This window comes from Kitasatospora sp. NPDC091257, assembly GCF_044757675.1.
Classification (GTDB): Bacteria; Actinomycetota; Actinomycetes; order Streptomycetales; family Streptomycetaceae; genus Kitasatospora; species Kitasatospora lactacystinica.
In genome coordinates this window covers 1-3985 of the sequence record NZ_JBIVVI010000873.1, presented here as the reverse complement: position 1 = coordinate 3985, position 3985 = coordinate 1, and the positions used below count along the sequence as shown (strand labels likewise).

Below are 3985 nucleotides of genomic sequence, written 5' to 3'. Positions count from 1 at the left end.
CGCGGCCGCCGGGTCGGGCCCGGTCGCCGCGAACTCGGCCAGCCTCTCGGCCTGTCCGCGCAGCCCCTCCGGGCTCCTGGCGGACACCGGCCAGAGCACCGGGCCGCTGCTCTCCACCGGTTCCGGCGCGGGCAGCGGATCGCCCTGCTCCAGGATGACGTGGGCGTTGGTGCCGCTGATCCCGAAGGAGGAGACGCCCGCGCGGCGCGGACGGTCCGCCTCGGGCCACGGCCGGGCCCGCGTCAGCAGTTCCACCGCGCCCGCCGACCAGTCCACGTGGGGCGTCGGCTGCTCGGCGTGCAGGGTGGCGGGCAGCAGGCCGTGCCGCATCGCCTGCACCATCTTGATGATCCCGGCGACGCCGGCCGCCGACTGGGTGTGCCCGATGTTGGACTTGATCGAGCCCAGCCACAGCGGCTCGTCGCCGCGGCCCCGGCCGTAGGTCGCCAGCAGCGCCTGCGCCTCGATCGGGTCGCCCAGCCGGGTGCCGGTGCCGTGCGCCTCCACCACGTCCACCTCGGACGGGGCGAGCCGCGCGGAGGCCAGCGCCTGCCGGATCACCCGGCGCTGCGAGGGGCCGTTCGGCGCGGTCATCCCGTTGGACGCGCCGTCCTGGTTGACCGCGCTGCCGCGCACCACCGCCAGCACCTCGTGCCCGTTGCGGCGCGCGTCCGACAGCCGCTCCAGCAGCAGCAGTCCGACGCCCTCGCCCCAGCCGGTGCCGTCCGCGCCGGCGCCGAAGGAGCGGCACCGCCCGTCCGAGGCGAGGCCCTGCTGGGCGCTGAAGGCGTGGAAGACCTCCGCGTTGGTCAGCACGGTCACCCCGCCGGCCAGCGCCAGCGTGCACTCGCCGGCGCGCAGCGCCTGGACGGCCAGGTGCAGCGCCACCAGCGAGGAGGAGCACGCGGTGTCCACGGTGACCGCCGGGCCCTCCAGGCCGAACACGTACGCCACCCGGCCGGAGAGCACGCTCGTCGCTCCGCCGGCCAGGACGTACCCCTGGTCGGCGTCGGCCGCACCGACCCCGTAGCCGGAGGAGGTCGCGCCGACGAACACCCCGGTCCGGGTGCCGCGCACGGTGTCCGGCGCGATCCCGGCCCGTTCGAAGGCCTCCCAGCCGCTCTCCAGCAGCAACCGCTGCTGGGGGTCCATGGCGAGGGCCTCGCGCGGGGAGATCCCGAAGAACGCGGCGTCGAAGCGCTCGGCGCCGTCCAGGAACCCGCCCTGGGCGGCGAGGTCGCTCGCCGCGGCGTCCGCGCCGAGCCCGTCCGCCCTCCAGCCGCGCTGCTCGGGGAAGGGGGCGATCGCGTCGCCGGCCCGTTCGACCAGCCGCCAGAGGTCGTCCGGCGAGGAGACGTCGCCGGGGTAGCGGCACGCCATCGACACGATCGCCACGGGTTCGCTGACCGCGGCGGTCAGTTCACGGTTTCGGGCGCGAAGCTTCTCCGTCTCCTTGAGGGAAGCTCGCAACGCTTCGACATAGTCCTGGGTAGAGGCCATCGCAAGCTCCGTACTGCGGTCAGGAATCACGTTCGCCGAGGGCCAGCCTCAGCAGGCTTTCGCCGTCCATCTCGTCGATCGACTCGATGGCGGTCACGGGTGCGGCGTCCTCGGCGGCGGGCGCGGACTCCTGCGAGGCGAGCCGCAGCAGCGGCTCCAGCAGTCCGGACTCGCGCAGCCGGGACACCGGGACGGTGAGCAGGGCGCGGCGCGCCTGCTCCGCCTCGTCGGCGTCGAGGGCGTCGTCGCCGAGCAGTTCGGCCGTGATCTGCTCGGCCAGCGCCCTCGGGGTGGGGTGGTCGAAGATCAGGGTGGCGGGCAGGGCCAGCCCGGTGGCCGCGGTCAGCCGGTCGCGCAGTTCGACCGCGGTCAGCGAGTCGAACCCCAGGTCGCGGAAGGCCCGGTCGGCGACGACCGACCCGGCCGCGCTGTGGCCGAGGACCAGGGCGGCCTGCTGCTGCACGGTCTCCAGCAGCAGGGCGAGGCCGTCCTCACCGGACAGCCCGGCGAGGCGCTCGCGCAGCGCGGTGCCGTCCTGCGGGCCGCCGGCGGCACCCGCGGCGAGGACCTGCCGCACCTCGGGGACGTCCTCGATCAGCGGCTGCGGGTGGTACGCGGTGAAGCCGGGCACGAAGGCCTGCCAGTCCACGTCCGCGACGGTCACGCAGACGTCGCCGGTCCGGATCGCCGTGTCCATCGCCTCCAGGGCGAGGTCCGGGGCCATCGCCCGCAGGCCGCGGCGGCGCAGGAACTCCTCGGCGTCGGCGCCGCCGGCCATGCCCTCGCCCGCCCACGGGCCCCAGGCCACGGAGGTGGCCGCCAGCCCGCGGGCCCGGCGGTCGACGGCGAGGGCGTCCAGCGCGGCGTTCGCCACCGCGTACGCGGACTGCCCACCGCTGCCCCAGACGCCGGCGACGGAGGAGAAGAGCACGAAGTAGTCGAGGGGGGTGTCCCCCAGCAGCTCGTCCAGGCAGACCGCGCCTTCGGCCTTGCCGTCCACGATCGCCGCGAACCCGGCGCGCGCGGTGCTGCCGAACGGCGTCGGGTCGCCGACGCCGGCCGCGTGCACCACGCCGCTCAGCGGGAACTCCGCCGGGACGGCGGCCAGCACCCCGGCCATCCCCTCCCGGTCCGCCGTGTCGCAGGCGGCGACGGTCACCCGGGCGCCCAGCGCCTCCAGTTCCGCGACCAGCTCCGCCGCCCCCGGCGCCGTCGGGCCCCGGCGGGAGACCAGCACCAGGTGGGGGACGCCCTGCCCGGCCAGCCGGCGCGCCACGGCGGCGCCCAGCGCCCCGGTGCCGCCGGTGACCAGGACGGTGCCGGTGACGGGAACGGGATCGGCCGTCACCGGCCCGGTTCCGGCCGGGACCAGTCGGCGGGCGAAGGTCCCGGTGGCCCGGACGGCGACCTGGTCCTCGGTTCCGGACAGCACCTCGGCCATCCGGTCACCGAGCACCGGCCCCGCCGGACCGCAGACGTCCACCAGCCCGCCCCACAGGCCGGGCAGCTCCAGGCCGACCACCCGGCCCAGGCCCCAGATCCGGGCGTGTCCGGGCCGGACGGTCTCCTCCTCGCGCACGGTCACCGCGCCGGAGGTGACCCACCGGAGCGGCACCCGCAGGTCCAGGGCGGTGAGCGCGTCGATCAGGTCCAGGGCGTCGGCGACGGGATCGGCGTCCGGGGCCGTGCCGGGGAAGGCCAGCACCCCGGCCGGGTCCGCGATCCGGGCGAGGTCGTCCTTCAGCCGCTCGGTCGTGGTCCGCACCACCCGGGCGCCCGCCCGCTCGACGGCGGACAGGCAGGCCTCGGCCAGGTCGGACCCCGGTTCGCCGGACTCCGCCGCCCCGGCGGGCAGCACCGCCAGCCAGCTGCCGGTCAGCAGCGGCGGAACGGCCGCGGTGGGCACCGGCTTCCAGGTGATCCGGTAGCGCCAGGCGTCGGATCGCTCCTCCGGCCGGGCGGAGTGACGCGCGACGGGCGGCTGCGCCCAGTAGTGCTGCCGGTCGAAGGCGTACCGGGGCAGCAGCGCCCGGTGCCCGCCCCAGTCCGCGTAGACGGCCGGCCAGTCCACGGCCGTCCCGGCGGTCCAGAGCGCGCCGAGCGCGGCCAGGGCGCTCTCCGTCTCGTCCCGCTCGCGGCGCAGCAGCGGCGCGAACGTGCCCTTGGCGTCGGCCTGTCGGGCCAGGGCGGACAGCACGCCGTCGGGGCCGAGCTCGGCGAAGCGGGTCACGTCCTGGCCGCCCAGGGTGTCGACGCCGTCGGCGAAGCGGACGGCCTCCCGGACCTGGCGCAGCCAGTAGTCGGGGGTGGTGAGCAGGCCCGGCCCGGCGATCCCGCCGGTCAGGTTGGAGACGATCGGGATGCCCGGCTCGGCGAAGGTCAACTCCGCCAGCACGGCGGCGAATTCGGCGAGCATCGGCTCCATCAGGGCCGAGTGGAAGGCGTGCGAGACGGTCAGCCGACGGGTCTTGCGGCCCTCGGCCGA

Annotated in this window: 2 protein-coding genes; both read right to left on the bottom strand. The window is 76.5% G+C overall.

All coding sequences use genetic code 11. From position 1 onward, the window contains the following. Window positions 1-1500 (bottom strand): type I polyketide synthase (locus ACIQOV_RS31160; protein WP_401053988.1); only part of this gene is annotated, 1500 nt, incomplete at its 3' end. 19 nt (window positions 1501-1519) lie between these two features. Next, window positions 1520-3985: type I polyketide synthase (locus ACIQOV_RS31155; protein WP_401053987.1), on the bottom strand; the 2466-nt coding region annotated here is incomplete at its 5' end.